Annotated in this window: 29 protein-coding genes and 1 other RNA gene (1 of these 30 only partly in view); 18 read left to right on the plus strand and 12 right to left on the minus strand. The window is 66.1% G+C overall.

Annotated elements, in window-relative coordinates; genetic code table 11:
- Nucleotides 1-757 carry the 3' portion of an endonuclease III gene (gene nth, locus ASF32_RS23125; RefSeq protein WP_082470545.1) on the plus strand. 26 nt of this gene lie to the left of the window's left edge, so only the last 757 of its 783 coding nucleotides appear in the window; its start codon lies off the left edge, out of view; its stop codon occupies nucleotides 755-757.
- 244 nt (nucleotides 758-1001) lie between these two features.
- Nucleotides 1002-1796, plus strand: coding sequence for a phosphoribosylaminoimidazolesuccinocarboxamide synthase (purC, locus tag ASF32_RS23130; RefSeq protein WP_026175628.1), 795 nt, complete (start codon nucleotides 1002-1004; stop codon nucleotides 1794-1796).
- 91 nt (nucleotides 1797-1887) lie between these two features.
- Here purC and ASF32_RS23135 read toward each other — a convergent pair whose 3' ends face one another.
- Together ASF32_RS23135 and ASF32_RS23140 are read right to left on the minus strand one after the other, a co-directional pair.
- Nucleotides 1888-2514 (minus strand): hypothetical protein, encoded by a 627-nt coding sequence (locus tag ASF32_RS23135; protein WP_056434304.1) that lies wholly within the window; start codon nucleotides 2512-2514, stop codon nucleotides 1888-1890.
- A 44-nt stretch (nucleotides 2515-2558) separates the two neighbouring features.
- On the minus strand, nucleotides 2559-3017 hold the full coding sequence (locus ASF32_RS23140) for an invasion associated locus B family protein (RefSeq protein ID WP_056434711.1): 459 nt from the start codon (nucleotides 3015-3017) through the stop codon (nucleotides 2559-2561).
- Nucleotides 3018-3313: 296 nt separating this feature from the next.
- Here ASF32_RS23140 and ASF32_RS23145 point away from each other — a divergent pair, with 296 nt between their 5' ends.
- Nucleotides 3314-3721 (plus strand): hypothetical protein, encoded by a 408-nt coding sequence (locus ASF32_RS23145; protein WP_056434305.1) that lies wholly within the window; start codon nucleotides 3314-3316, stop codon nucleotides 3719-3721.
- A gap of 235 nt (nucleotides 3722-3956) precedes the next feature.
- Here ASF32_RS23145 and ASF32_RS23150 read toward each other — a convergent pair whose 3' ends face one another.
- Both ASF32_RS23150 and phaZ read right to left on the minus strand, forming a co-directional pair.
- Nucleotides 3957-4691 (minus strand): SprT family zinc-dependent metalloprotease, encoded by a 735-nt coding sequence (locus ASF32_RS23150; protein ID WP_056434307.1) that lies wholly within the window; start codon nucleotides 4689-4691, stop codon nucleotides 3957-3959.
- An 80-nt stretch (nucleotides 4692-4771) separates the two neighbouring features.
- Nucleotides 4772-6040, minus strand: a complete 1269-nt coding sequence (phaZ, locus tag ASF32_RS23155; protein WP_056434310.1) for a polyhydroxyalkanoate depolymerase — start codon at nucleotides 6038-6040, stop codon at nucleotides 4772-4774.
- A 194-nt stretch (nucleotides 6041-6234) separates the two neighbouring features.
- Between phaZ and ASF32_RS23160 the strand changes: the two genes are divergently transcribed.
- The 5 genes from ASF32_RS23160 to purQ all read left to right on the plus strand — a co-directional run bounded on the left by ASF32_RS23160 (nucleotide 6235) and on the right by purQ (nucleotide 9688).
- Entirely contained in the window at nucleotides 6235-7620 is a 1386-nt protein-coding gene (locus ASF32_RS23160) for an ActS/PrrB/RegB family redox-sensitive histidine kinase (RefSeq protein WP_056434312.1), read from the plus strand.
- A gap of 40 nt (nucleotides 7621-7660) precedes the next feature.
- The gene (locus ASF32_RS23165) at nucleotides 7661-8263 is read left to right on the plus strand and encodes an ActR/PrrA/RegA family redox response regulator transcription factor (protein WP_056434713.1); all 603 of its coding nucleotides are present in this window, start codon (nucleotides 7661-7663) and stop codon (nucleotides 8261-8263) included.
- Between the two features lie 114 nt (nucleotides 8264-8377).
- Nucleotides 8378-8617: a hypothetical protein gene (locus ASF32_RS23170; protein WP_056434314.1), complete on the plus strand. Its 240-nt coding sequence runs from the start codon at nucleotides 8378-8380 to the stop codon at nucleotides 8615-8617.
- A 151-nt stretch (nucleotides 8618-8768) separates the two neighbouring features.
- Nucleotides 8769-9008, plus strand: a complete 240-nt coding sequence (gene purS / locus ASF32_RS23175) for a phosphoribosylformylglycinamidine synthase subunit PurS (protein ID WP_056434316.1) — start codon at nucleotides 8769-8771, stop codon at nucleotides 9006-9008.
- Nucleotides 9008-9688, plus strand: coding sequence for a phosphoribosylformylglycinamidine synthase subunit PurQ (gene purQ / locus ASF32_RS23180; protein WP_056434317.1), 681 nt, complete (start codon nucleotides 9008-9010; stop codon nucleotides 9686-9688). Before purS ends, purQ begins: the two co-directional genes overlap by 1 nt.
- Nucleotides 9689-9837: 149 nt before the next feature.
- On the opposite strand, the gene ASF32_RS23185 is transcribed toward purQ, so the two are convergent.
- Nucleotides 9838-10383, minus strand: a complete 546-nt coding sequence (locus tag ASF32_RS23185) for an adenine phosphoribosyltransferase (RefSeq protein WP_027170828.1) — start codon at nucleotides 10381-10383, stop codon at nucleotides 9838-9840.
- A 187-nt stretch (nucleotides 10384-10570) separates the two neighbouring features.
- Between ASF32_RS23185 and ASF32_RS23190 the strand changes: the two genes are divergently transcribed.
- Complete coding sequence (locus tag ASF32_RS23190; RefSeq protein WP_056434318.1) at nucleotides 10571-10795, plus strand: hypothetical protein; 225 nt, start codon at nucleotides 10571-10573, stop codon at nucleotides 10793-10795.
- The gene (locus ASF32_RS23195) at nucleotides 10792-11073 is read left to right on the plus strand and encodes a type II toxin-antitoxin system RelE/ParE family toxin (RefSeq protein ID WP_056434320.1); all 282 of its coding nucleotides are present in this window, start codon (nucleotides 10792-10794) and stop codon (nucleotides 11071-11073) included. The genes ASF32_RS23190 and ASF32_RS23195 overlap by 4 nt, the downstream gene beginning before the upstream one ends.
- A 21-nt stretch (nucleotides 11074-11094) precedes the next feature.
- Here the strand turns inward: ASF32_RS23195 and ASF32_RS23200 are convergent, their stop codons facing one another.
- The 7 genes from ASF32_RS23200 to gap all read right to left on the minus strand — a co-directional run bounded on the left by ASF32_RS23200 (nucleotide 11095) and on the right by gap (nucleotide 18037).
- A complete protein-coding gene (locus ASF32_RS23200) occupies nucleotides 11095-11889 on the minus strand; it encodes an inositol monophosphatase family protein (RefSeq protein WP_056434322.1) in 795 nt (264 codons plus the stop codon).
- 151 nt (nucleotides 11890-12040) lie between these two features.
- On the minus strand, nucleotides 12041-13090 hold the full coding sequence (locus ASF32_RS23205; protein WP_056434324.1) for a tetratricopeptide repeat protein: 1050 nt from the start codon (nucleotides 13088-13090) through the stop codon (nucleotides 12041-12043).
- Entirely contained in the window at nucleotides 13087-13746 is a 660-nt protein-coding gene (locus ASF32_RS23210) for a thiamine phosphate synthase (protein WP_056434326.1), read from the minus strand. The genes ASF32_RS23205 and ASF32_RS23210 overlap by 4 nt, the downstream gene beginning before the upstream one ends.
- Nucleotides 13747-13865: 119 nt before the next feature.
- Nucleotides 13866-14936 carry a class II fructose-bisphosphate aldolase gene (gene fba, locus ASF32_RS23215; RefSeq protein WP_056434328.1) on the minus strand — a complete coding sequence of 357 codons (1071 nt, stop codon included), beginning with the start codon at nucleotides 14934-14936 and terminating at the stop codon, nucleotides 13866-13868.
- Between the two features lie 290 nt (nucleotides 14937-15226).
- Nucleotides 15227-16429 (minus strand): phosphoglycerate kinase, encoded by a 1203-nt coding sequence (locus ASF32_RS23220; protein ID WP_056434330.1) that lies wholly within the window; start codon nucleotides 16427-16429, stop codon nucleotides 15227-15229.
- 29 nt (nucleotides 16430-16458) lie between these two features.
- Complete coding sequence (locus ASF32_RS23225) at nucleotides 16459-16944, minus strand: hypothetical protein (RefSeq protein WP_056434333.1); 486 nt, start codon at nucleotides 16942-16944, stop codon at nucleotides 16459-16461.
- Between the two features lie 85 nt (nucleotides 16945-17029).
- Entirely contained in the window at nucleotides 17030-18037 is a 1008-nt protein-coding gene (gap, locus tag ASF32_RS23230; RefSeq protein ID WP_056434335.1) for a type I glyceraldehyde-3-phosphate dehydrogenase, read from the minus strand.
- Between the two features lie 425 nt (nucleotides 18038-18462).
- On the opposite strand from gap, the gene ASF32_RS23235 reads away from it, so the two are divergent.
- From ASF32_RS23235 to ASF32_RS23270, 8 genes are all read left to right on the plus strand, one after another.
- On the plus strand, nucleotides 18463-18759 hold the full coding sequence (locus tag ASF32_RS23235) for a DUF4164 domain-containing protein (RefSeq protein ID WP_056434715.1): 297 nt from the start codon (nucleotides 18463-18465) through the stop codon (nucleotides 18757-18759).
- Nucleotides 18760-18790: 31 nt separating this feature from the next.
- Nucleotides 18791-19150, plus strand: a complete 360-nt coding sequence (locus ASF32_RS23240) for a cell division protein ZapA (RefSeq protein ID WP_056434337.1) — start codon at nucleotides 18791-18793, stop codon at nucleotides 19148-19150.
- A 69-nt stretch (nucleotides 19151-19219) separates the two neighbouring features.
- Nucleotides 19220-19377, plus strand: a non-coding RNA gene (ssrS, locus tag ASF32_RS24940) — 6S RNA.
- Nucleotides 19367-19954, plus strand: a complete 588-nt coding sequence (locus ASF32_RS23245; protein WP_056434338.1) for a 5-formyltetrahydrofolate cyclo-ligase — start codon at nucleotides 19367-19369, stop codon at nucleotides 19952-19954. Before ssrS ends, ASF32_RS23245 begins: the two co-directional genes overlap by 11 nt.
- A gap of 9 nt (nucleotides 19955-19963) precedes the next feature.
- Nucleotides 19964-20785 carry a TIGR00282 family metallophosphoesterase gene (locus ASF32_RS23250; protein WP_056434340.1) on the plus strand — a complete coding sequence of 274 codons (822 nt, stop codon included), beginning with the start codon at nucleotides 19964-19966 and terminating at the stop codon, nucleotides 20783-20785.
- Between the two features lie 129 nt (nucleotides 20786-20914).
- Nucleotides 20915-21820 (plus strand): C1 family peptidase, encoded by a 906-nt coding sequence (locus tag ASF32_RS23255; protein WP_056434342.1) that lies wholly within the window; start codon nucleotides 20915-20917, stop codon nucleotides 21818-21820.
- A gap of 634 nt (nucleotides 21821-22454) precedes the next feature.
- Nucleotides 22455-23420, plus strand: coding sequence for a MotA/TolQ/ExbB proton channel family protein (locus tag ASF32_RS23265; protein ID WP_056434345.1), 966 nt, complete (start codon nucleotides 22455-22457; stop codon nucleotides 23418-23420).
- Nucleotides 23420-24433 (plus strand): peptidoglycan -binding protein, encoded by a 1014-nt coding sequence (locus ASF32_RS23270; RefSeq protein WP_056434347.1) that lies wholly within the window; start codon nucleotides 23420-23422, stop codon nucleotides 24431-24433. The genes ASF32_RS23265 and ASF32_RS23270 overlap by 1 nt, the downstream gene beginning before the upstream one ends.
- Nucleotides 24434-24627: the final 194 nt, after the last annotated feature.

Consider the following 24627-nt stretch of genomic DNA (forward strand, 5'->3'; position numbering starts at 1 on the left):
AAAGAAGTCCGCGACCGCGACGACATCACCCGCTCCGGGAGCTCCTCGGACAAGGAAGAAGATCGCCGCGACCATCACCGAGCCGCTCATCGCGAAAGTTGAGACAGCCCCCTCCCCTGTCGATGCCGCGACAGTCACCGAGATTTTCGCGCGGCTGCGCGCCGCCAATCCGGAACCGAGGGCAGAGCTGGAATATCTCAACCCGTTCACGCTTCTGGTCGCGGTGGTGCTGTCGGCCCAGGCCACGGACAAAAGCGTGAACCTCGCCACCGCACCCCTCTTCGCCATTGCCGACACGCCGGCCGCGATGCTGGAATTGGGGGAAGAGCGCGTTCGCGCGTTCATCCGCACGATCGGACTGTTCAACACCAAGGCGAAGAACGTCATCGCACTGTCCCGCATCCTGGTGGACCAGCATGACGGGCAGGTCCCGGCTTCGCGAGAGCATCTCGAAATCCTGCCGGGTGTCGGCACCAAGACCGCAAGCGTGGTGATGAACGTCGCCTTCGGAGTGCCTACCATCGCCGTCGACACCCACATCTTCCGGGTCTCGAATCGCATTCCCCTCGTCGTCGCGCCGACGACCGACAAGGTCCAGGCAGGGTTGGAAGCGATCGTGCCGGAGCCGTTCCGCCTGAACGCGCATCATTGGCTGATCCTGTTCGGACGTTACGTCTGCAAGGCGCGGCGCCCCGAATGCCCGACCTGCCTCATCGCCGACCTCTGTCGCTATCCCAGCAAGACCGTCGTCGCCTGAGGGGTTTGGCTCATCCATCGGCCGTGGGATTCGCGGGACTGCGTGGTCGCCCACCGCCATACACATCCGGCTCGCCCTGCAGGGCCGGGCTGCGGGCGGACGCGTTGTACTGCAAACCCGCTTCGGGTAGTTTGCGCCACGGTCGTCGAGGCTTTCGACAAACGATGTGTTCTCGCGGCCCGGTCTCAATCGAGACCGCCACGCCGCGGATTCCGCACATCGACTGTCCGAAGGAGTCACGGCCATGGACTTCCTCAAACCACGGTATACGCCTATGAACCGCCGCCGTCGCATCTACGAGGGCAAGGCGAAGGTCCTGTACGAAGGACCCGAGCCGGGAACGCTCATCCAGCATTTCAAGGATGATGCCACCGCCTTCAACGCGCAGAAGCACGAGGTCATCGACGGCAAGGGCGTGCTGAACAACCGGATTTCCGAGTTCGTTTTCCAGCACCTCAACGATATCGGCGTGCCGACCCACTTCATCCGCCGGCTCAACATGCGCGAGCAGCTGATCCGCGAAGTCGAGATCATTCCGCTCGAAGTCGTGGTGCGCAACGTCGCCGCCGGCTCGCTCGCCACCCGCCTCGGCCTCGAGGAAGGGACGCAGCTGCCGCGTTCGATCATCGAGTTCTACTACAAGAACGACGCGCTCAACGACCCGATGGTGTCGGAAGAGCACATCACCGCATTCGGCTGGGCGACGCCCCAGGAGATCGACGACATCATGGCCCTGGCCATCCGCGTCAACGACTTCCTGTCGGGCCTCTTCCTCGGCGTCGGCATCCGCCTCGTGGACTTCAAGATCGAGACCGGCCGCCTCTGGGAAGGCGACCTGATGCGCATCGTCGTGGCCGACGAGATCTCCCCGGATTCGTGCCGGCTGTGGGACATCAAGAGCCAGGACAAGCTCGACAAGGACCGGTTCCGCAAGGATCTCGGCGGCCTGATCGAGGCTTACACGGAAGTGGCCAAGCGTCTCGGCATCATGTCCGAGAACGAGAAGGTTCAGTCGGGCGGTCCACGCCTGGTTCAGTAGAAGCCTCTACCGGAACGGTATGAAAAAGGGGCCCCGCGCGAGCGGTGGCCCCTTTTTCCATGCGCGATCGATTGAAGCTCGTGGCCGAAAGCTACTGCGCCGCTTCGGGACTGGTCTCGGCCTGGGCGGCAGCCGGCGTGGCTTTGCGCTTGCGCTTTACCGCGGCCTTGCCCGGCGCACCGTGAAGTGAGACGCCGATGTCGTAGCTCTCGCTCAAGGGGCGCGGGACCACGAGATTTTCCTCGATCACCGTGAACAGCCCCTGCGCCTCATTCGGCCCGATCGACACCGACACCTTGCGCGCCCTGGTCGCTATGATCTGGTCCCCGGCCTTGATGGTAAAATAGACCGGGGCCTCGAACCGCCCCGGTCGGCCAGCCGGTCCGAGGAGGACCTGCCCCTCGACACCGACCTTCACGCTCACTGAGCCATCGGCCAGCCGCACGCATTCGCGGGCGAGTCGTCCCAAGGTGATCTGGCTGCGCAGGCCCGCATTGTCGTCGGCCCGGCCGCCATAGCTGCGCAGAGCGGCACCGTTTTCCGCGACATCGACCGTGGGGCAATAGACCTCGCCGAGGTCGGCCGGCTGCGACGGCGGGACTGTGGTCCCACCGTATTTCAGCATATTGGTGAACCAGTTGCCGTCCTCGGCCTTGGCTGACCAGGGCAGGAGGACCGCCATCAGGGCGATGCCTACCGTTTTCGCGCGTGTCCGCATCCTCAGATCCCGCTGAATTGCCGGCGCGGGGCGCCGGAACAGACCTATTTCAAGCTGGTGAACCCGTCGCCGAAGCCCTTCATCGAAAGGGGGATGCCGACCCCCTCCTCCGGGGTCTGGAACACGATGAACGTGGCCTGCACCCCGGCGCTGAACTGCTTGATGAGGTTCTCGTCCATGACCACCTCGGCGACGCAGCCAGTGGTGAGGCAGCGCACGAACCCGGCCCGCCCGACATCGGTCTTGTCGATCTTCAGCCCGAGGCCCGAGGGCAGCAGCACGCCGAGCGGTGCCACCACGCGCAGCAGGTACCCGCGATTGTCCGCTGTCTTGAGGACGATGACGACGAGGGTCAGGTTCGGCCTGTCCTCAGCCGCCAGATATTGGACCAGGGCGCATTGCTCGGCCTTCGCCCCCGCCGGCGTCTCGCAGCGAAGCTGCCAATCACCGAATGTGTTGCGGACCATGCCCTGCGCCTCGGCGCGGTCGCTCCCCGCCAGCATCGCACCGGCCAATCCAGCCAGGCAAAAGAGGCCGATCCGTGCGAGACGCCCCGCATCGGTCGCCCGCCCTTTGGCGACCCGCCTTGCGCGCCTCAGCATTCCTCGAAAACCCACGCGCCGATCCCTCTCGCCTCACCCCTTCTGGCCAGGGGCACCGGATGAAACCAGCGGTGTTCCGACCATGCGCGGCTATTCTGTGTCAAGCGTGACCACTAGTTTACGAACACGGACTATCGTTTCGCGGGAACACGCCCTAGTTCCGAGGGTAAAGCCACCAGTTCCAACGGACCGAGCCCATGCGATATCCTGCTACCGCCGCGTTCCTGATCCTTTCCAGTGCCTGTCTGGCCGGCGGCTCTTTCGCCGGCATTACTTCCGCCGCGGCTCAGTCGCTGCCGGTGGACGAGACCACCTATGTCGAGCGGTCCCTCAACCGCGACGGTCCGCTCGTGGTCGAGCATCGGCCGATCCGGCGCATGCCGGGCGGCCGCGTGAACAGCAATTCGGCCGAGATCGCCGGTTTCTGCCGTGATGGTGGATATGTCCGCCGCCTCGACGAGTTCGGCAACCCGACGATCCTGCGCCAGCGTGAGGTCTGCGACAGCGTCGCCCCTCGCACCATGCGACCGGGCGATGTCGACGCCCGCCCGACCTGGCCGGTCGAGCAGGTCGAGCGACGCCGGATCTTGCGCGCTCGCGGGTAGAGCGGCGCCCGATCACGCTGGGTCGGGACACATCGCGGGACCTTTGTTGTACCGAACACCTTTTCGCCGAACCGGCATCCACGTCGGCGAAGAGCGCTCCCGAGGGTCTCGCAAAGATCGTTTCCTGGTCTGCTCAAGTCCTGGTCTGCTCAAGAGAACCTGCGACACCCCCAGGGCCTCGGCGAGGCGAGGCGTTGGCGTGCGGATGCGGAGCTGCTTCGAACTGAGTTGCGCCTCAGCCGTAGCGATGGAGGCTGGCGCCGTTGCGCTTGAGCCAGCGCTCGGCCTCTTCCACATGTGGGCACAGGGATCCCACCAGGGACCAGAAGCGTGAGGAATGGTTCATCTCGCGCAGGTGGGCCATCTCGTGCGCCACGAGGTAATCGAGCACCAGGGGTGGCGCCAGGATCAGGCGCCATGAGAAGTTCAGCTCGCCGCGCGCGGTGCAGGATCCCCAGCGCGAGCGGGTGTCGCGGACGGTGATCCGTTTCGGCCCCTGCCCGAGCTTTTCGGTATAGTGGGAGACCGACCGCGCTAGATCCTTGCGCACCTCCCGTTCGAGAAAATCCCTGACACGGCGCGGCAGGTGAGGAGCTTCGCACGCCACGGAGAGCGCAGGTCCGTTCTCCGCCTCCGTCACGAGCGTTACCCCGCTGCGCTCGCTGCGATGGAGAATGCGATGAGGCACGCCGCGCAAGGGAAGCTCGGCCCCCGCCTCGAACGCCACCCGATCCGGAACCTTGGCGAGCCGCATGGCGATCCAGCCGCCATGGCTCACCGCGAAAGTGCGGGCCACGGCCAAGGAGGTCCGCGCCGGCAAGGTCATCACCACCTCGCCGGTGGCGCTCGAGACGCGCAATGTCAGCCTGCGCGCCGTCGGGCGGCGGCGCAGGACGACACGGAACTTAACGCCCTCGTGGAGGATGTCGATATGGTCGGGATCGGACCCGCGCAGCAGGGCGACTCTCATCGGGTCAGCTTAACGGCAGCCTCCCGCCACCGCCATCTGTGCGTGGTTCACGTCCAGAACTTTCGCGCGCCCCGCCCGCATCACGCTGCCGGGCGTTCTTCGATGGCCGGAAGGGCCTGCATGTCGCGGATGAAGGAAGCGATCCTCGGCGCGATGATGGTGCGATAGCGCGAGCCATTGAACACCCCGTAATGCCCCACGCGTTCCTGCAGGTGATAAGCCTTGCGCTCGGGCGGCAGGTTCGGAGTCAGGTCGAGGGAGGCCTTGGTCTGCCCGACGCCGGAAATATCGTCATTCTCGCCCTCAATGGCGAGGATCGCGCAGGTCCGGATGGCAGCAAGGTCCACTCGCTCGCCGCGATGGAGCATCTCACCCTTGGGCAGGGCGTGGTCCACGAAGACGGTCTTGACCGTCTGCAGGTAGAACTCGGCCGTGAGATCCATCACCGCGAGATACTCGTCGTAGAATTCTCGATGTTTCTCGGCGGAATCGCCGTCGCCGGTCACGAGATGGTCGAACATCTCGGTATGGGCGTTGACGTGGCGATCGAGGTTCATCGCCATGAAGCCGCCGAGCTGGAAGAAGCCGGGATAGACGCTCCGCAAGGCGCCCGGATACGTTAGCGGCACGATGGTGATGCAGTTGCGCTCGAACCATTCCGTGCCGCGCTCCTGCGCCAGGCCATTGACGGCGGTGGGCGACCGGCGGGTATCGATGGGGCCGCCCATCAGGGTCATTGAGCGCGGCACCGGCGTGATGCCCTGCGCCTCCATCAGTGCCACGGCAGCGAGCACCGGCACCGCCGGCTGACAGACGGCCATGACGTGAAGGTCCGGCCCGAGAGCGACGAAGATCTCCTTCAGGTAGTCGATATACGTGTCGAGATCGAACCGCCCGCTGGTGATCGGCACGAGGCGCGCATCCGTCCAATCTGTGATGAAGACCTGATGGTTGGGGAGCATCGCCTCCACGGTTCCGCGCAGGAGCGTGGCGTAGTGCCCGGACATCGGTGCCACGATCAGGAGCTTGGGCTGCGGCTCGGAGGGACCGCGCGCGAACGAGCGGTCGAAGGTCAGGACCCGGCAGAACGGCTTTTCCCACACCACCCGTTCGCTCACCGGCACGCTGGCGCCGTCGATCCAGGTTCCGGTGAGGCCGAAGGCCGGCTTGGCATAACGGCGGGTTCCGCGCTCGAACATCTCGCAAGCGGCGGCCATGGACTTCGCGTAGGGCGAGTAGGCGAGCGGGTTGGCGGGATTCTGCAGGCTGTGCTTGACCATGTCCGCGGTGAGACGGGCCGGCGCCGTCATCATCCGCCCGAACTCATACCAAGTGTAGGCCAAGCTCATATCCGCCCCTCCTCGTCGTCCCGCGTCGCGTCGTCCCTCGCGACCGGGCGCGCTAGAGAACGCCGCGCGCCGGGAAACGTTCGGATCGACGCGTGTGCGAGGTGAGACCGCGCGGGGCATGATTGCGCAGGGACGGGTGCAATCGGAGGGCGAGCCATGGATTCCCGCCAGCCGAGCACTATCGTTGAGCAGACATGATCGACATGAGCACCAACGGCTTCGTTCGCGATGCCCGGCATCTCCGTCTCGACACTTTCGTGCGCCTGCGCTGGCTCGCGATCACCGGGCAGAGTGCGGCCGTGGTCGGGGCGCAGTTCGGCCTCGGCCTGCCTCTGCCTTTCGGCTGGTGCTTCCTCGTCATCGCGGCGTCGTCCTGGCTGAACCTCGCCCTGAGGATCCGGTTTCCCGCGAGCTACCGCCTGAGCGACGATTCGGCGGCCCTGCTCCTCGCCTTCGACATCATTCAGCTCGCCGCCCTCCTGTTCCTCACCGGCGGCTTGCAGAACCCGTTCTCGCTGCTCTTCCTCGCCCCGGTCCTGATCTCGGCGACGGCCCTTCCGCCGGAGCGGACCCTGGCGCTCGGACTTCTCGCAGTGGGTCTCGCCACCATGCTGGCGCTGATCCACCGGCCATTGCCGTGGTTCGCGGACGGGCGGCTCGAACTCCCCTTCCTCTACGTCTCGGGGGTTTGGACGGCGATCCTCCTCGGCACCGCCTTCACCGGCGTCTATGCCTGGAAGGTCGCCGACGAGACGCGGCAGCTCGCGCAGGCCCTCGCGGCCACGGAACTCGTGCTGGCGCGGGAACAGCACCTGTCGCAGCTCGACGGGTTGGCGGCAGCGGCCGCGCATGAACTCGGCACGCCACTCGGCACGATCATGCTCGTCACCAAGGAACTCACGCGCCAGCTCGCCCCCACGGCGTCCCCCGCAGTGAAGGACGACCTCAACCTCCTGCGCGATCAGGTGGACCGCTGCCGCGGTATCCTGTCGAAACTGACATCCCTCGATGGCGACGAAGCCGGCATCCTCCAGACCGTCACGCTGAGCCATCTCGTGGAGGAACTGGTGGCGCCCCAGCGCGCCATGGGCATCGCGCTCGACGTCACCAGCCGGGGCGACGGGGTCGAACCTGCCTGCCGGCGTAATCCGGGGGTCCTGTTCGGGCTCGCCAACATCGTCGACAACGCCGTGGACTTCGCCACCAGCCGCGTCGTCATCGAAGCGCGCTGGACCCTCGACAGGGTCTCCCTGGAGATCAGCGACGACGGCCCGGGCTTCTCGAGCGAGATCCTGCTGAGGGCGGGCGAGCCCTATGTCACCACCCGCAGCCCCGACAAAACGCGTGGCGGGAACAGCGTCGGCGCCGGCCTCGGCCTTGGATTGTTCATTGCAAAGACACTGATCGAACGCTCCGGCGCACAGCTTACGCTCTCAAACGTATCCGGGCACCAAGCAACCGGAGCCGTAGTCCGCGTATCCTGGGCGCGCCACATCTTCGAGCGTGACACGATTCCGAGGCGCGGTACCGAAATGAGCGCTCAGGTGCCCCTGACGGAACGCAGTACGGCCCCTATATAAGTTGCTAACAATTCGATCTTGGAAAATGGAGGAGCGTCAGATGCTGACGCAGAGTGGAAGTCCGGCGCCTGCCGCCGATGTGCTGCAGACTTCGGAATCCGATCCGCTGGCGGCTTTTTCCGACCGTTCGCTGCTGATCGTGGATGACGATCGGCCGTTCTCGACCCGCCTGGCGCGGGCTATGGAAGCGCGGGGCTACGACGTGCAGGTGGCCGAAAGCGTCGCCGAAGGCGTCTCACTCGTCGAGAACCGCGCACCCGCATTCGCGGTCATCGACATGCGGCTCGGCGACGGCAACGGCCTCGACGTGATCGCGCGGCTGAAGGAGAAGCGCCCCGAAGCGCGGGGCGTCATCCTGACCGGCTACGGCAACATCGCCACCGCCGTAACGGCGGTGAAACTCGGCGCGTTCGACTATCTCGCCAAGCCGGCCGATGCGGATGAAATCCATGGTACGCTGATGGCCCAGCCGGGCGAGCGGGCCGACCCGCCGGAAAACCCGATGTCGGCCGATCGCGTGCGCTGGGAGCATATCCAGCGCGTCTACGAGTTGTGCGGCCGAAACGTCTCCGAGACTGCCCGCCGGCTCAACATGCATCGTCGCACGCTGCAGCGCATCCTGGCCAAGCGCGCGCCGCGCTGATCCAACCCCGACGACGGGCTCGGTGGCGTGATGTTGCGTGGAACCGGACCGGCGCTGTAAAGCACCGGTCTCCCGCCGCAATCGCTGCACCGGGGCCGACGGAGACGTATCCCCGTGAACACGCGCAACCTGATCACGATCGTCAGCATGATGGTGCTGGTGGGCACCGAAGTTTTCGCAGTGGCTATCGCTGCCGGTTGGGCATTGGCCGGTCTGTTCGATCTCGGCGACACCGTTGGCCATGTGCTGATGGTCCTGTTCAGTTCGATCGCCGCCTGGATCATGCTGCAGCTCTGGCGCCGGGCGGTGAGCATCGAACCGATTCGCAACGCCGCGCCCGCAGCACGCCGCTGATCGGGCGATACGCGTCGTATCTCGAACTCGGGTCCGCTCTGCGTCTCGGGCTGGACTGCGCACCACCGCTACGATGGCCCCGCCGCGTTGCATGGTCGGCATTTCCCGACTATCGCCTGACGGGCCGAGCCACAGCATCGAGTCCGAACCCATGAAAGCCCGCATCATCGTCACCCTGAAGACCGGCGTGCTCGACCCTCAGGGCAAGGCGATCGAAGCCGCGCTCTCGTCCTTCGGCATTTCAGGGATCGAAGGTGTCCGCCAGGGCAAGGTGTTCGATGTCGAGATCGCCGACACCGATCCTGCCAGCGCCGAAGCGATTCTGAAGAGCGCCTGCGAAAAGCTGCTGGCGAACACGGTCGTCGAGAATTACGAGATCGAGATCGTCTGATGCGCGCCGCGATCGTCGTCTTTCCCGGCTCCAACCGCGACGGTGACGTCGCCCGCGCCCTGCGCCTCGCCGGCGCGGAGGTGGTCAAGGTCTGGCACACCGATACGGCGCTTCCCGCCGGAACCGATCTCGCGGTCCTGCCCGGCGGCTTCTCTTACGGCGACTATCTCCGCTGTGGCGCCATTGCTGGCCGCGCAGCCGCCATGGACGCCGTTCGTGACCATGCCGCGCGCGGCGGGCTGGTGCTCGGCATCTGCAACGGCTTCCAGATCTTGTGCGAATCGGGCCTGCTGCCCGGCGTGCTCATGCGCAACGTCGACCGGCGCTTCATCTGCCATCGCCAGATGCTGCGGGTGGAGCGCGCCGATACCCGCTTCACCTCGGCCTATGCCAAGGGACAGGTGATCGACGTCTGCGTGGCGCATGGCGAGGGTAATTACTTCGCGGATCCCGAGACCATCTCCCGGCTCGAAGGCGAAGGCCGCGTGGCCTTCCGTTATGCCGATGCGGCTGGCGAGCTGACCGTGGATGCCAACCGCAATGGCTCGCTGAACTCCATCGCCGGCATCTACAGCGAAAAGCTCAACGTGCTCGGGATGATGCCCCACCCGGAGAACTTCGTCGAAGGTCTCATCGGCGGGGTCGACGGGCGCGGGTTGTTCGAGAGCCTCGCGGCTTAGTGCGAGAGCCCCTCTCCCCTTTGCGGGAGAGGGTGCCTGCGAAGCAGGCAGGAGAGGGGAAGACTTCTTCCGAAGATGGCACTTCCCTGATCCGACCCGCCGGCGCGGGCCACCTTCTCCCGCACAGAAGAGAAGGAAGCGTCGCGCATTCAATGCCCGTCGAATTCCATCAGCGTCCGCACCGGAACGTCGAGGTCGCGCAGCTTTTGCGCTCCGCCGATCTCGGGTAGGTCGATGACGAAGCAGGCAGCCACCACCTCGGCGCCGATCTGGCGCAGCAGGTTCACCGCCGCGCAGGCCGTACCGCCGGTGGCGATGAGGTCGTCGACCAGCAGCACCTTGTCGCCCGGCTTGATGGCGTCCACGTGGATTTCCATCTCGTCGGTGCCGTATTCCAGGGCGTAGGCGATGGAGACGGTCTTGTGGGGCAGCTTGCCCTTCTTGCGGATCGGCACGAAGCCCGATGAGAGCTGATGCGCCACCGCGCCGCCGAGGATGAAGCCCCGCGCCTCGATTCCCGCCACCTGATCGATCCGCCCGCCCGCGAAAGGGTGGACGAGCGAATCCACGGCCCGGCGGAATGCACGCGGGTCGCTCAGCAGCGTGGTGATGTCGCGAAAGACGATGCCGGGCTTCGGGTAATCCGGGATCGAGCGGATCGAATCCTTCAGCGCGGAGTGGCGGCGGGCTTCCATTCGGGTGGCTCTCTTCAGCAAATTCTGTCGCGGCTTAGATCAGATGCGGTGCCCCGGGACCAGAGGGGCATACCCGTCCGGTCGCCGATCCCGGCGCCGCATGGCGCCATCGCGGTCAGTGTTCCCGGCCCTCGCCCCCTTCTCGTGGACAGTTGGAACTGACTATGATGCGCCAGCGAGGTGAAACATGACGGATTTACTGGAGAAGGCGGTCGAAGCAGTCCGGCGGATGCCGCCTGCAGATCAGGACACGATTGCACAGGCCATCATCAGCATGACGGAGATCGGCGGCGCGGACGATATCGACCCGGACCATCTCCAAGACGTGCTGGACGCCATGGCGGAGGTCGGCCGCGGTGAATACGCCTCGGCCGAAGAAGTCTCAGCGGCTTTTCGGAGCTTCGAACGGTGAAGCTCCTCGTCTCCGCAACGGCCACGCGGAGGCTGCGAGAGATCGCGGATTATATCCATGAACGGCATCCCGCTGCCGCGCGAAGCGTCGGTAGGGCCATCGAAGATGCGTTCGACCTCGTCGGCCGCTATCCGGAGGTGAGGCGGCGTCTGCCGAAGCGCGTGCGCCGGTTCGCAGTGCCTCGCTTGCCCGATCTTATCTACTACACGGTCGACGAGCGCGCGGACGCGGTCGTCATCCTGACAGTCAGACACGGAGCCCGGCGCCCGAGCACATGACCAAGGCCCGGCTTCGCACCTTCACGCGTTGGCGCGACGCAGGATCTTCACGAGGTCGCCGTGCAGGCTCTCGTTGCCGGCGGCCACCGAGCGGGCGGCAAGAGGCTCTGCGCCGCCATCCGCGCTGGTGACGAAGCCACCGGCCTCGCGCACCAGGATGATGCCGGCCGCGATGTCCCAGGTCTGCAGGTCACGCTCCCAGTAAAGGTCCGAGCGACCGCAGGCGACGTAGGCGAGATCGAGAGCAGCCGAGCCGAAGCGGCGGGCGCCGCCGGTCACCGCCATCACGGCCGCGACCTCGCGCAGGAGCTTCGGGTGGTCGCCGCGTCCGAGATAAGGCGAACCATAGGCCACGAGGGCGTCGGCCATGTCCGTCCGGCCGGAGACGCGCAGGCGGCGGTTGTTGAGATAGGCGCCCTTCCCGCGTTCGGCCACGAACAGCTCGTCCTTGGCCGGATCGTAGATGACGCCGGCGACGATCTGGCCCTCGCGTTCGAGACCCACCGAGATCGCGAAATGGGGGATGCCGTGGAGGAAGTTGGTGGTGCCATCGAGCGGGTCGACATGCCAGGTGTGGCTCTTGTCCTGCCCTTCGATGTTTCCCGATTCCTCGAGAATCAGGCCATAGCCGGGACGCGCCTTCATCAGGGCATCGCGCAGCACCTCTTCAGCCTTGCGGTCGGCGGCGGAGACGAAGTTGCCGGGGCCCTTGCGCGAAACCTGGAGGTTCTCGATCTCGCCATAGTCGCGCTTGAGGCCGCGGGCGGCCTTGCGGACGGCGTCGACCATGACGGTCATGAGGGGTGAGCTGATCATCGATGCAAAGGTCCGGGTCGATTCAAAGAACGGTCTTGCGCGGCCATAGCATGTTTGCGGCGCGTCTCACCCCTGGCCGATGCGGGGCAGAGGAGAAACGCGCGCAGGCTCCCATGGATGCCGAATTGCCACTTGCCCGCGTTGTGCGGGCTTACTCCACCTTCATCCGCGCCTCAGCCAGTCGCTCGGCCCGGCTTCGCTCTTCGGCGGTGAGGCCGGCAAGGGTCTCGTCCAGCTTCGGGTCGGAGCGCCCCTGGGCTGCGGCGGCGAGATTCCAGGCAGCCGCCTCGACAGGGTTCTTCTGGATACCCCGTCCCAGGGCATAGAGGATGGCCACGCGATTCTGCGCGATGGCGTTGCCGCGCGACGCGGCGTGGAGGAAGTAGCGGGCCGCGCGGGCCTCGTCCTTCTCGACGCCGATGCCGTTGAACAGCAGGATCGCGAACTCGACCTCGCCGGCGAGATCGCCGTTATCGGCCGCGCGTCGGAACCACTCGGCCGCCTGTTTGGGATCCTTTGGCACCCCCCTCCCCTGGAGGTAGAGCACACCGAGATCGTGCTGGGCAGGGCCGATCTCGCCCTCGGCCGCCTTTCGGAACAAGTCGGCGGCCTTGGCCTCGTCCGGCTCGGTTCCCGTCCCGATCAGGATCAGGGCGAGGTTGTAGGCGGCCGTGGTGTCGCCCTTGAGGGAGGCCTGTTCGAGCCAGCGTCGCCCGGCTTTCGGATCTTTCGTGCCGCCACGGCCATCGATCGACATCAGGCCGAGAGAGGCCATGGCGTGGGTGTCGCCCTGATTGGCGGCGAGGCGATACCATTCCGCCGCCTTCACCGGGTCCTGCTTGACCCCAAGGCCCTGGTTGTAGAGTTCGCCGAGCAGCGTCATCGCCGCGGCGTCCTTATTGTCGGCGGCGATCCGCTTCGTCGCCTCGCGGAAGGCGGTGGTATATTGCCCGCGCTGGTAAGCGCCGAACGCGATATCCGGCTCCGTCTTCGAGCGGGGTGGCACGGCGCCAGCCGCGCCGATGGAATACGGGGTCGGGAGGTCCCGCAACTGCCCCTTCAGAGTTTCCTTGGGACGAGATGTCAGGGATTGCGGCACGGCCGGATCGGTCGGCATCACCTTCGGCGCTTCTGCCGAGGCGGCGGACGACCAAGCCTCGGCCAGGGCGAGAGCGAGGGCGAGCTTGCGAAGCGCCCTCACGTATCAGCCTCCGAAGCTGCGACCTGTGCCTGGATGGCGCGGATATCGGCCCCTTCTCCCATCCACAGATGGCTCTCGAGCCCGAGGAATTCCGCTCCCGTCGCCAGCAGCCCCTCCACCTGTGCGAGGTCATGGGCAACGGCGATGCACGGTGTCTCGAAGATCTCGACCCACCATTGCGCGCGCTCACGCACGGTATCGGCATCGGGCGCGATCCCGTCCGAGTAGATCCCCCCGAACATCACGTAATCGACACCGGCCTCGCCAGCCTCCATGGCCGCATGCTTCTGCTCATGCCCGCCGGCCCCGAGGATGCGACCGTCGCTGAGGCGTTCGCGCAGATCCTGCAGGGCACCATCCCGCGCCTTGTCGAGGTGAACGCCGTCCGCCCCGCCCCGCGCGGCCACGCTGACGACATCGCCGGCGAAGTCGGAGACCGTGATGACCAGGGCGGCGCCAGTCGACTGCGCCGCCGGAGCGAGCCGCTTGACGAGGTTCACGAGGCTGCGCTCGTCGGCCGGGGCGAGCCGCAGGAGCACCGCCGCCACGTCTCCGGCCGCACAGGCGGCGGTCAGCGCTTCGGCGAGGGCATCGGCCCGGTCGGTATCCACCCGATGGGGAGACAGCAGGGCGAGGCGGGTGCGGGGTTCGGCCATTCTTCTCGTCCTAACAGCATCATCCCGAGACGCGGGCTCCGCGTCTCGGGGACAGGCGATGCGAGATCACCGCGTCACGGCATGGTTCCGGATGCGATCCGAAAGCATGAAACAGGGACTCAGGCGGCGCCGATCTTCGGGTCGAGCGAGCCGTTGGCATAACGCTTGGCCATCTCGGAAACCGAGATCGGGCGGATCTTCGAGCCCTGGCCGGCGGTGCCGAACTCCTCGAAACGCTGGCGGCAGAGCTTCGTCATCGCGTCCATGGCGGGCTTCAGATACTTGCGCGGGTCGAACTCGGCCGGGTTCTCGGTGAGCACCTTCCGGATCTGACCGGTCATGGCCATGCGGTTATCGGTGTCGATGTTGATCTTGCGCACGCCGTGCTTGATGCCGCGCTGGATCTCGGCCACCGGCACGCCCCAGGTCGGCTTCATCTGGCCGCCGTAGGAATTGATGATGTCCTGCAGGTCCTGCGGCACCGAGGAGGAGCCGTGCATGACGAGGTGGGTCGTCGGCAGGCGGCGGTGGATCTCCTCAATCACGTTCATGGCCAGCACGTCGCCATCGGGCTGGCGGGTGAACTTATAGGCACCGTGGCTCGTGCCCATGGCGACGGCGAGCGCGTCGACCTTGGTGGCGGTGACGAACTTCACCGCCTCTTCCGGGTCGGTGAGGAGCTGGTCGTGGCTCAGCACGCCCTCGGCGCCGTGGCCGTCCTCGGCCTCGCCCTGGCCGCTCTCCAGCGAACCTAGCACGCCGAGCTCGCCCTCCACCGAGACGCCGGCCCAATGGGCCATGCGGGTGACGTTGCCGGTGATCTCGACATTGTAGGCGTAGTCGGCGGGGGTCTTGCCGTCGGCCTTCAGGGAGCCGTCCATCATCACCGAGGTGAAGCCGTACTGGATGGCGGTGGCGCAGGTGGCTTCGTTGTTGCCGTGGTCGAGATGCATGCAGACGGGGATGTGGGGATAGATCTCCACGAGGCCGTCGATGAGCTTGGCGAGAACCACGTCGTTGGCATAGGCGCGCGCGCCCCTGCTCGCCTGCAGGATCACCGGCGAATCGGTGGCATCCGCCGCTGCCATGATGGCGAGGCCCTGCTCCATGTTGTTCAGGTTGAAAGCCGGCACGCCGTATTCGTATTCGGCGGCGTGATCCAGGAGCTGCCTCAGGGTGATGCGTGCCATTGGTGTCTCCTCAAACGATGGGGCCCACGCGATGGGCCGCCATCCACTGAAATATGCCTGCCTTGTCGAACCTTACCGGGTCCGTCGCAACTCCATCCCGAAGCCTTCGGCGACAGAACGCTGTGTCGTCATCCCAAAATCCCACCCAAACACCTCATCCTCAGGTGCCGAAGCGGAGCGCAGGCCTCGAAGGAACCCTCTGGTTCGCCCGGCGGATGCCGGAGCCCTCCTTCGAGGCCCGATGCCGCGGACGCCTCAGCGCGAGGTGATGGGACCTGAGATGGAACCGATCACCCCTTGACGCGCAGGGCCTCGACGCCGGGCAGGACCTTGCCTTCCAGCCATTCGAGGAACGCGCCACCGGCGGTGGATACGTAGGAGAAATCGTCGGCGACGCCGGCATGGTTGAGGGCGGCCACCGTATCGCCGCCGCCCGCCACCGAGACGAGCTTGCCCGCCTTGGTACGCTCGGCCGCGTGGCGCGCCGCCGCCACCGTCGCGGCGTCGAAGGGCGTCAGTTCGAAGGCGCCGAGAGGGCCGTTCCAGACCAGGGTCGCAGCCTCGTCGATGGCGGCGTCGATCTCGGCGACCGAGGCCGGGCCGGCATCGAGGATCATGCCGGTCTCCGACACGGCGTCGACACCCACGGTCTCATGCGCCGCGTTGGCCTTGAACTCGGTCGCGACCACCGCGTCGACGGGCAGGATGATGCGGCACTTGGCGGCTGCAGCGGCGTCAAGGATGCGGAGCGCCGTCTCGGCGAGATCCTTTTCACACAAGGACTTGCCGACGGCTTTCCCTTGGGCGTGCAGGAAGGTGTTGGCCATGCCGCCGCCGATGACGAGCATGTCCACCTTGGCGACGAGGTTCTGCAGGAGATCGATCTTCGACGACACCTTGGCGCCGCCGACCAGAGCGATGACCGGCCGTGTCGGCGACTCGAGCCCCTTGGTCAGAGCGTCGAGCTCCGCCTGCATCAGCCGGCCGGCATAGGCCGGCAGTACATGGGCGAGGCCCTCGGTCGAGGCATGGGCGCGATGCGCGGCCGAGAAGGCCTCGTTGACGAAGACGTCGCCGTTGGCGGCGAGCGCCGCCACGAAACCGGCCTCGTTCTTCTCTTCGCCGGTGTGGAAGCGGGTGTTCTCCAGGAGGAGGACGTCGCCATCCTTCAGTGCCGACACGGCCGACGACGCCGTCTCCCCGATGCAATCCTCCGCAAAGGCGACCGGGCGGCCGAGATGCTGGGATAGCGCGGAGACCACCTGCCTGAGCGAATCACGCTCGACCGGCTTACCCTTCGGGCGACCGAAATGCGCCAGGAGCACCACGCGCCCGCTGCCATCGGCGATCTCCCGGATCGTCGGGACGATCCTTTCGATGCGGGTCGCGTCGGTGACGCGCTCCCCCTCCATCGGCACGTTCAGGTCGACGCGGAGCAGTACGCGCTTGCCCTGAAGAGAGCCGGCATCGTCGAGGGTGCGGAAAGCGGTCATCCTGGCCTTCAATGTCGTTGAGGAAACTATCAGCGCGGAGGGAGAAGCCCGTCGAGATGGAAGCGCTGTGCGGCGATGGTCAACGCCACGGTGAGCACGGCCGTGATGACCGCAGTCAGCACCAGCGCGCCGGAACCGGGCAGCCGGCGGGTCCTGTCGGCGACGGCGCGGACTTCGCTTCGCAGGGCGGCCAAATCGGATTGGCGCGCCGCCTCGCTCATGCGAGTGGTCGCACCTTCGATCTTCTCCTCCACGCGGGAGAGCAGAGCCTCCGAGCGGGCATACTTGTCTTCGATCCGCGCGCACTTGTCCTCGATCCGCGCGAGTTGATCGCTGCCGGGCGAGGAGGACACAGGCTCGGCGTTGCCGACGATGGCGGGCGGCGTCGCCTTCTGGTTGGCGATGGCCTGGGTCTCGGGCACGACAGCCGTCGACGGGGGCGGATTATTCTCGGGCGGCTTGGCGCCCGGGATGAAGGTGTTTCCGGTGGACGGGGTCGGCGAAGGCTCGGTCATTTCAGACGCACCGTTGCTGGTCGATCACAGGATATCGTTGGCGAGGCTTGTCGGGCGGCCCGAAGGCCGCCCCGGAGCGCCGCTCTCAGAGCAGCTTGCCCATCGCCACGGCCGTGTCGGCCATGCGGTTCGAGAAGCCCCACTCGTTGTCGTACCAGGACAGGATACGCACGAACGTGCCGTCCATCACCTTGGTCTGGTCGAGGTGGAACGTGGACGAGTGAGGATCGTGGTTGAAGTCGATGGAGACGTTGGGCTGGTCGGTATAGGCCAGCACGCCCTTCAACGGACCATCGGCTGCGGCGCGGATCGCGTTGTTGATCTCCTCGACGGAGGTCTGGCGCTTGGCGGTGAACACGAGGTCGACCGCCGAAACGTTGGGGGTCGGCACGCGGATCGAGGTTCCGTCGAGCTTGCCCTTCAGCTCCGGCAGGACGAGGCCGACGGCCTTGGCGGCCCCCGTGGAAGTCGGGATCATCGACAGCGCGGCGGCACGGGCCCGGTACAGGTCCTTGTGCATCTGGTCGAGGGAGGGCTGATCGTTGGTGTAGGAATGGATCGTCGTCATGAAGCCGCGCTCGATCCCGACGAGATCGTTGAGCACCTTCGCCACCGGCACGAGGCAGTTGGTGGTGCAGGAGGCGTTCGAGATGACGAGGTGGTCGGCTGTCAGCTTGTCGTGGTTGACGCCGTAGACCACGGTCAGGTCGGCACCGTCGGCGGGGGCCGAGACGATGACGCGCTTGGCGCCGGCATCGAGATGGGCCTTGGCCTTGTCCTTCGAGGTGAAGATGCCGGTGCATTCCAGCGCGATGTCGACGCCGAGCTCGCGGTGCGGCAGCTCGGCCGGGTTGCGCACGGCCGTGACCTTGATGCGCTGACCGTCGACGACGATGAACTCGCCATCCACTTCGACCTTGGCGTTGAAACGGCCGTGGATGGAGTCGAAGCGCAGCAGGTGGGCATTGGTCTCGACGGGGCCGAGATCGTTGATCGCGACGACTTCGATATCCTTGCGGCCGGCCTCGTGGATGGCGCGCAGGATGTTGCGGCCGATGCGTCCGAACCCGTTGATGGCAACCTTCACCGACACGGCGTGAATCCTTCTATGTACCGGGCGCCGACCTCGCGGAACCCGTAAGCAGCAAGAGCGAGACAGCGGGCCGGAGGGGCGGAGCCGCCATTCGGCGTCGCTGTGTCATGTGCACCGTTGAACGTCAGATGAACCGCATCGCCCGTCCTCGCCCCCTCATGCGCCCATGAATGGACCGATGCGGGAACGAGTATTGAACGGGTCACGGGCTCGAATTCCCAATCTGACGGTCGGTTCGAGGAGCGCGCGGTCTCTAACATGAGGGAAACCGCTGGCAAAGGTTTTGCCTGATCGATTCGTTCTCCTTCCCCGCATATGATGGCAAAGCAGCGATTTCGCGCGCGTATCGGTAGCGATTTGGCTACAAATCCGATTTTCCGAAACAAGTGGACGGGCAGATCCATGACCCGGCGGAAGGTACAACGATGATCCCGACGCCCGAGCGGCCGAACGTCGACCACGCCCTTGCCCGGCTGGAGACGGCCCTGACCCGGCTGGAAGCGTCGGTGACCCATCGCCTCGAAGCCGAGCGCGAGCCCGGCGACCTTGAGACGGAACTCGCGATCATGGCGGAGGACCGGGCGCGCCTCGCGGCGGAGCTCGACGCTGCCAGCGCCCGCCTCGCCACGGTGGAGGCGACGACCAGCGATGTCGGCCACCGCCTCGGCCGGGCGATCGAAGCGGTGGAGGGCGTGCTGGCCCATCCCCGCGCCGCGCGTTAAACCCGCCTCTCTCACACCAACCCTATCGGACATGCCTCAGATCAGCGTCACCATCGACGGCAAGAGCTACCGGATGGCCTGCGCCGAAGGCGAAGAGGCGCATCTCTCGGCGCTGGCCGCGGAACTCGACACCCGCGTGACCGGGATGCGGAAATCCTTCGGCGAGATCGGCGACATGCGTCTTCACGTCATGGCCGCCCTGACTCAGGCGGACGAATTGGCGGAACTGAAGCGTCGTCTCGCAGACCTCGAGACAGAGACGGCGGCCCTCCGGGACCGCGTCGAGAGTGCGGATTCCCTCCGTGCCGAAGAAGAGGCCCGTATCGCGGACGGGCTCGGCCGTGCGGCGGACCGGATCGAACGTCTGGCTCACGCGCTGGCGGCGGGATGAGGGCCTCTGGCGCATGATTGCGCGCGTTCCCCCCTGGCGCCCACGGCCGGCCGACGCTACATGAGTGATGCGGTGCTGCGGGGTTCGTCAGGAGTACTTTTCCCCGGGGCCTTATCGACTCCCCAGGGAGCTGTCCCTGGCCCTGTCCCTGGACTTGGCCAACACGGCGCCCACCTACACTGTAGGTTTCCCGGGATCGCAACTCCAACGGCTCACGTGGCTCCGCACTCTGATTTCCCCGCCCTGAAGGCCGCCCTTCGCAAGGATGCCCTCGCCCGCCGCGATGGCCTCGCCCCCGAGACCCGCCGGGTCGGCGGATTACGGATCGCCGAGAATGTGATGCAGGTCGAGCCCCTCGCCCAGGCTCCCATCGTCGGTGCCTTCTGGGCGATCCGCAGCGAAGTCGATCCCCTACCTCTCATTGGGATGCTGTTCGCGCGCGGCCAGCGAGTCGCCCTGCCGAAGGTGACGCCGGAGGGCCTCGTCTTCCGCGAATGGCGCGCCGGTGAGGCGCTGGTTCCGGGTTCCTTCGGTCTCAGCGAACCGCGCGACGACCTGCCCCCCCTCGATCCTACCGCCCTCATCGTTCCGCTCGCCGCCTTCGACCGGCGCGGGCACCGCATCGGCTACGGACGCGGCTATTACGATCAGGCCATCGATCGGCTCTCCCGCAACGGCCCCGTCCTGACGATCGGCATCGCCTTTTCCGTGCAGGAGGTGGAGACCGTGCCCTCCGAGCCGCACGACCAACCCCTCGACCACCTCATTACGGAAGCGGGACCGGTCCCGCTCGTCCGGGACTGACAGCGACGCATGCGACTTCTCTTCCTCGGCGATGTGGTGGGCCGCCCCGGCCGCAATGCGGTGATGGACCGGCTGCCGAAGCTGCGTGAGCGCTGGCGCCTCGATTGTGTGGTCATCAACGGCGAGAACGCGGCCGGCGGCTTCGGCATCACCGAGGCGATCTGCGACGAACTCCTCCAGGCGGGCGCCGATGCGGTGACGCTGGGCAACCATTCCTTCGACCAGCGCGAAGCCCTCGTCTTCATCCAGCGGCAGACGCGCCTCGTCCGCCCGGCGAACTATCCGCCTGGCACGCCGGGACGCGGCGCTACCGTGGTGGAGACGCGGGGCGGCGCCCGCGTCCTCGTTCTCAACGTCATGGGCCGCATCTACATGGATGCGCTGGACGATCCCTTCGCCTCCGCCGAGCGAGAACTCTCGGCCTGCCCCCTCGGCGAGGTGGCGGACGCCGTCATCGTCGATGTCCATGCCGAGGCCACCAGCGAGAAGCAGGCTTTCGGCCACTTCCTCGATGGCCGCGCCAGCCTCGTCGTCGGCACCCATACGCACACGCCCACCGCCGACCACCGCATTCTCCCCGGCGGCACCGCCTACCTGTCCGATGCGGGCATGTGCGGCGATTACGATTCGATCCTCGGCATGCAGAAGGATGAGCCCCTGCGGCGCTTCCTGCAGAAGACCCCCGGCGCGCGCCTGGAAGCGGCGCAGGGTAAGGGCACATTAAGCGGGATCGCCGTCGAGACCGACAATGCCACGGGGCTCGCCACCATGGTCTCGGCAGTACGCCTGGGCCCTCATCTGGAAGAAACCTGGCCTCGCGCCTGGGATTAAGCCACGCGCGCAGGCGCAACTCGGCCCCGCTGATAGGGCCTGCGCCTGAAAGACAACCTTGACTATCACCTCATCCCCAAACACAACCTACAGGAGAGATTCGTCGGATCTCCCCTGGAGGTTGTAGACTTGGCCGAACCCGATTTTTTCCGCATCAATGCAGCGATCCAGCGGGCAGGTGCCCAGTGGGATTCGGGTCCCACAGCTCTCAGCGAGTACTACGACGCAAGTGGCCCGGCGACCGAACGGTTCGGCCTGTCCTTCGATCCAGAGCGCGCGAAGCAAGACGTCCTCGAAACGAGAAATGCCGAATCGGCGCTGTTCAAAGTTGTCGCCCCTCCCCCGGCGCATCTCGACTGGCGGAACGTAAGCGGGAAGAATTACGTCACGCCCATTAGGGACCAGTCGCACTGCGGCTCCTGCGTCGCCTTCGCGACATGCGCCTCCGTCGAGAGCCGAATGCTGATTGGAACCGGTCGTCCCGACGGTGCCATTGATCTGTCCGAAGCACACTTGTTCTATTGCGGCGCGCCGAACTCCTGTGGCGTGGGATGGTTCTACACCAAGGCCCTCGCCTTCGCGAAGAAGCCCGGGATCGGTCTGGAAGTCGATTTTCCCTACGTGGCGGGCGACCAGCCGTGCCGCAACATTCGACCCGTTGTGACCGTGCCGCGCTATCAGACAGCGGCATCTCAGATCGCTCGCAAGCAAGCGCTGCAGAAGGGACCTGTCATCGGAGGTTTCCGCGTCTACCAGGATTTCTACACCTATCGCAGCGGCATCTATACCCATGTCACCGGCGACTTCCTCGGATGGCATGCCGTCTGCATCATCGGCTACGATGACATTCACCAATGCTGGATCGCGAAGAACAGCTGGGGAACTGGCTGGGGCGAACAGGGATTCTTCCGTATTGGTTTTGGTGAATGCGGCATCGATTCCGAAGTGCTATTCTATGATCCGGAGATTGCTCTTCTCAAAACTGACATTCTGGCATCGACACCCCCTCGGCGCCGTTCGAAAGTCTCAGCATGAAGACCGGGGGATGAGGCCTCCGGCTCGACCGAAGGACTTGTCTGTGGGCGCGCCGGTACGCGATAAAGGATCGTACTGGAGTGAACCTCAATGGAGCTTGAGCGTCGCGGCCCCATAAAGGCCTGTTCTGGCGAGACGATCGAGGTATCCGCTCCGGGCGAAGGAATCGGGGGGTTCCTCTGGTATGCCGAGGTCGCACACCAAGCCGCCACGATCGTGAGCGAGGCCCTGGGTCCGGCGGCTGAAGGAGTCGGGGCTACGCGAGACAAGGTCTTTCGCGTTCGCCTGGAGCAGCCCGGGGACACGACTGTCCGCCTCGTCCAAAAACGACCCTGGGATTCGACCCCGTACCGCATCATTGAGGTACCGATTCGGTGTGCGTAGCAGCCGGCCTTCCAATCGGTATGGGCCATGGGACGCCTGTCGCGATCCGCAATGATCGCCCCCGCGTGCCGCACACGCTATTCCGTGCATAGACGCCGTTTGATCGATCCGAGGAAGTCGTGCCGCTTGATCGCGGACGGCTATGCATCGAATGTGTGTCCACTTCAGCTCGAGCGTACGCGCAGTGCTTTCCGTTTCCGCAGCTCGACGCATGGTCTGAGACCGGCGTCCTCAGAGTCCCAGACAACCCATGGCGACCCGCTCCGCGACTGCCCCCCTGAGCCGCCCGGGCATCTACTTGGTCCGGATGCTGGTCTTCCTGACCCTTGTCGGGTTCCTCGCCTTCGTCTTGTTCCGGCAGATCACGCCGGCTTTCCTGGCCAATGCCGGGTTGAACGGGCTGATCCTCGGCGTCCTCCTCATCGCCATTCTGCTCGCCTTCGGCCAGGTGATCCGCCTCTTCCGCGAGGTCGCCTACGTCAACGCGGTCGCAGCCGGTGAGGGATCGGCCAAGCCGCCCTCGCTGCTGGCGCCGCTCTCCCCGGCGATCCTGGCGCGCCGTGAGGGGACGACTCAGGCCGGCGTCCGCTCCTATCTCGACACCGTGGCCGCCCGCCTCGACGAGGGGCGCGAGATCCTGCGCTACGTCGCCGGGCTTCTCATCCTACTCGGACTGCTCGGCACATTCTGGGGGCTCATCGACACGCTGGGCGCGGTGGGCGGCGTGATCCAGAGCATGCGCGGCGGCGGCGAAGCCAGCGCGATGTTCGACGAATTGAAGAGCGGCCTCGCCAAACCGCTTTCCGGCATCGGCCTCGCCTTCTCGGCCTCGCTGTTCGGCCTCGCGAGCTCGCTCATCACCGGCTTCCTCGACCTACAGGCAGGCCAGGCCCATGCCCGCTTCCACAACGAGCTGGAGGATTGGCTGGTCTCCGGCGAGGAGCAGGCCGCGGTGGCGCGTCCCGTGACAGCGCAAGAGCCGGCCTCGGCCCGCGAACTGACCGAGGCTGTGGACAGGCTGTCGGCCATCATCTCGGAGGGCGCCAACGGCCGCGTGGCGACTCAGGCGATGACCAACCTCGCCGAGGGTATCCAGGGTCTCGTCCAGCACATGCGGGCCGAGCAGCAGATGATCCGCGACTGGGTCGAGGCGCAGGCGACGCGGGAACGTGAACTCAAGCAGGTGCTCGACCGGCTCGGCCGCGAGAAGGCTTGATGGCTTCGCTGCGCACGCGCCGGGACCGGAGCCTCAACGTCTGGCCGGGCTATGTCGACGCCCTGGCGACGCTGCTGCTCGCCGTCGTCTTCCTGCTGACGATCTTCGTGGTCGGACAGTTCTTCCTGTCCCAGGAGATCACCGGCCGCGATTCGGTGCTGAACCGGCTCAACCGGCAGATCGCGGATCTCACCGATCTTCTCGCCCTGGAACGCTCCAATCGGCGGGCGCAGGAGGAGAAGGCCTCGAACCTGCGCACGACGCTTCTCGGCACCGAGGCCGAGCGCGACAAGCTGAAGGAACAGGCGGGCGCTGCTGCGAGCAGTGACGGCCGCCAGGGCGAAGTCGACAAGCAGCTGGTGGCCGAACGTGCCACCAATGCACGCGCCGCGTCGCAGATCGATCTCCTCAACGAACAGATCGGCGCCATGCGCCGCCAGCTCGCCGCCCTCGAGGATGCGCTGGCCGCGAGCGAAAGCCGCGACCGCGAGAGCCAGGCCCGCATCGCCGATCTCGGCAGCCGCCTCAACGTGGCCCTCGCCCAGAAGGTGCAGGAACTCGCACGCTATCGCTCGGACTTCTTCGGCCGCCTGCGCCAGATTCTCGGCAACCGCAGCGATATCCGCGTGGTCGGCGACCGTTTCGTCCTGCAATCTGAGGTGCTGTTCCCGGCGGGCTCGGCGAGCCTGAAGCCCGAGGCGGCGCCCGAACTCGACCGGATCGCCACGGCCATCCTCGATCTGTCGAAGCAGATCCCGGCGGACATTCCTTGGGTCCTGCGTATCGACGGGCATACCGATGCCCGTCCCATCGCCAGTTCGCAATTCCCGTCGAACTGGTCGCTCTCGGCGGCGCGCGCCATCGCGGTGGTGCAGTACATGGCCGGCAAGGGCATCCCGCCCCAACGTCTGCTCGCCGCTGCTTTCGGTGAATTCCAACCCATCGAGGCCGGCACCAGCGACGACGTCTACGCCCGCAACCGCCGCATCGAGCTGAAGCTCACCGAACGTTAAGGCAGGGCCCCTACCGCAGGGGCGCCAGCGCCACCGCCCAGACGACGAACGCGCCGGAGAGCAACCCGAAGGCCATGAATTCCACCGCGCCGGTCAGGATCATCCGCTTGAGCATTGTGATCGCCTCTCGTTGACGCGACGATCTTTGTTCTTGTTTTGTTCTGTGTAAAGCGGGCATTCGAGGCGGTTCGAAA

The organism is Methylobacterium sp. Leaf91 (assembly GCF_001422815.1).
Classification (GTDB): Bacteria; Pseudomonadota; Alphaproteobacteria; order Rhizobiales; family Beijerinckiaceae; genus Methylobacterium.

Coding starts and splice junctions, on each gene's coding strand:
- ASF32_RS23190 (WP_056434318.1), top strand. CDS start 10,571: ATGACGGATTTACTGGAGAAGGCGGTCGAAGCAGTCCGGCGGATGCCG.
- ASF32_RS23225 (WP_056434333.1), bottom strand. CDS start 16,944: ATGACCGAGCCTTCGCCGACCCCGTCCACCGGAAACACCTTCATCCCG.
- ASF32_RS23265 (WP_056434345.1), top strand. CDS start 22,455: ATGGCGACCCGCTCCGCGACTGCCCCCCTGAGCCGCCCGGGCATCTAC.
- ASF32_RS23150 (WP_056434307.1), bottom strand. CDS start 4,691: ATGAGAGTCGCCCTGCTGCGCGGGTCCGATCCCGACCATATCGACATC.
- ASF32_RS23250 (WP_056434340.1), top strand. CDS start 19,964: ATGCGACTTCTCTTCCTCGGCGATGTGGTGGGCCGCCCCGGCCGCAAT.
- purQ (WP_056434317.1), top strand. CDS start 9,008: ATGCGCGCCGCGATCGTCGTCTTTCCCGGCTCCAACCGCGACGGTGAC.
- ASF32_RS23160 (WP_056434312.1), top strand. CDS start 6,235: ATGATCGACATGAGCACCAACGGCTTCGTTCGCGATGCCCGGCATCTC.
- ASF32_RS23145 (WP_056434305.1), top strand. CDS start 3,314: ATGCGATATCCTGCTACCGCCGCGTTCCTGATCCTTTCCAGTGCCTGT.
- fba (WP_056434328.1), bottom strand. CDS start 14,936: ATGGCACGCATCACCCTGAGGCAGCTCCTGGATCACGCCGCCGAATAC.
- ASF32_RS23165 (WP_056434713.1), top strand. CDS start 7,661: ATGCTGACGCAGAGTGGAAGTCCGGCGCCTGCCGCCGATGTGCTGCAG.
- ASF32_RS23220 (WP_056434330.1), bottom strand. CDS start 16,429: ATGACCGCTTTCCGCACCCTCGACGATGCCGGCTCTCTTCAGGGCAAG.
- ASF32_RS23200 (WP_056434322.1), bottom strand. CDS start 11,889: ATGATCAGCTCACCCCTCATGACCGTCATGGTCGACGCCGTCCGCAAG.
- purS (WP_056434316.1), top strand. CDS start 8,769: ATGAAAGCCCGCATCATCGTCACCCTGAAGACCGGCGTGCTCGACCCT.
- ASF32_RS23270 (WP_056434347.1), top strand. CDS start 23,420: ATGGCTTCGCTGCGCACGCGCCGGGACCGGAGCCTCAACGTCTGGCCG.
- ASF32_RS23235 (WP_056434715.1), top strand. CDS start 18,463: ATGATCCCGACGCCCGAGCGGCCGAACGTCGACCACGCCCTTGCCCGG.
- phaZ (WP_056434310.1), bottom strand. CDS start 6,040: ATGAGCTTGGCCTACACTTGGTATGAGTTCGGGCGGATGATGACGGCG.
- ASF32_RS23185 (WP_027170828.1), bottom strand. CDS start 10,383: ATGGAAGCCCGCCGCCACTCCGCGCTGAAGGATTCGATCCGCTCGATC.
- ASF32_RS23140 (WP_056434711.1), bottom strand. CDS start 3,017: ATGCTGGCGGGGAGCGACCGCGCCGAGGCGCAGGGCATGGTCCGCAAC.
- ASF32_RS23240 (WP_056434337.1), top strand. CDS start 18,791: ATGCCTCAGATCAGCGTCACCATCGACGGCAAGAGCTACCGGATGGCC.
- ASF32_RS23135 (WP_056434304.1), bottom strand. CDS start 2,514: ATGCGGACACGCGCGAAAACGGTAGGCATCGCCCTGATGGCGGTCCTC.
- purC (WP_026175628.1), top strand. CDS start 1,002: ATGGACTTCCTCAAACCACGGTATACGCCTATGAACCGCCGCCGTCGC.
- ASF32_RS23210 (WP_056434326.1), bottom strand. CDS start 13,746: ATGGCCGAACCCCGCACCCGCCTCGCCCTGCTGTCTCCCCATCGGGTG.